Raw genomic sequence first — 800 nt, 5'->3', positions numbered from 1 at the left:
GTCAAATGATCTGCATCTCCCCGCTTGAGTACGCTCCAGCGCAGGTGTTTTGGCAAGGGTTTGACACGGCCTTCCCGTTTTCTTACCTCATCCAATGCACGAGTAAAGGTCTGCACAATATGGAACCAGTCCACTGTAACCTCTGCCTGGGGCAAGCTTTCTTTTATCCCCGTAAGAAAGGCGGGTGACATATCACATACCGCTTCCTGAATCACCGATGGGTCGCCTTTATGCGCTGCCAGAAAATCGGAAAACTGTGCCACAGTTTGTTTGCCCTTACCGGAAGCGACAAATAGCACAGGCTCTTTTCGCCGCTCCATATCGATAAATACGGTGACATAGTTATGGCCCCGTTTGCTCGCCGTCTCGTCCAGACCAACCGCTTTGACATCGGACAAATCAAACTGCTCAATGGCTTGGCCAACATAATGCTCGACTATACGCCATAAACGCTTATCAGTGATTTCAATAATCCGAGCGGCTGCGTTGACCGGCATCTCTCGAACCAGGGTCAAAGCCGCTTGCTCGAACAGCAAGGTAAAAGCACTGCCTTTGCGCGCCCACGGTACATCAATCAGCTTGACACCATGTTCGGGACATTTCACACGAGGGACTGAGGCATGAATATAGCAGTGATGCTGAAAGAAATTTAGATGGCGCCAGGTTTTCTCCTGAAAATCATGCGCCTTACATAACTGACCACATTCGGGACAAGCGTATTTCGTACCACGCTCCGCTTTAACTTCTAGGTGGAGTTCATGCGGCTGTTTACTCGTATCCAAGTGTTGATTCATCAGCTT

The 800-nt window shown here is 49.6% G+C and carries 1 protein-coding gene; it reads right to left on the bottom strand.

The features are described 5' to 3' along the window. A partial coding sequence (locus tag ACOCD2_RS23200; RefSeq protein WP_419626233.1) for an ISL3 family transposase occupies window positions 1–782 on the bottom strand: 782 nt, incomplete at its 3' end. Window positions 783–800: the final 18 nt, after the last annotated feature.

This window comes from Thiolapillus sp., assembly GCF_048562965.1.
Lineage (GTDB): Bacteria > Pseudomonadota > Gammaproteobacteria > Chromatiales > Chromatiaceae > Thiolapillus > Thiolapillus brandeum_A.
Note: the sequence above shows the minus strand (reverse complement) of the source record. Positions and strands in the feature narration are given on the sequence as shown.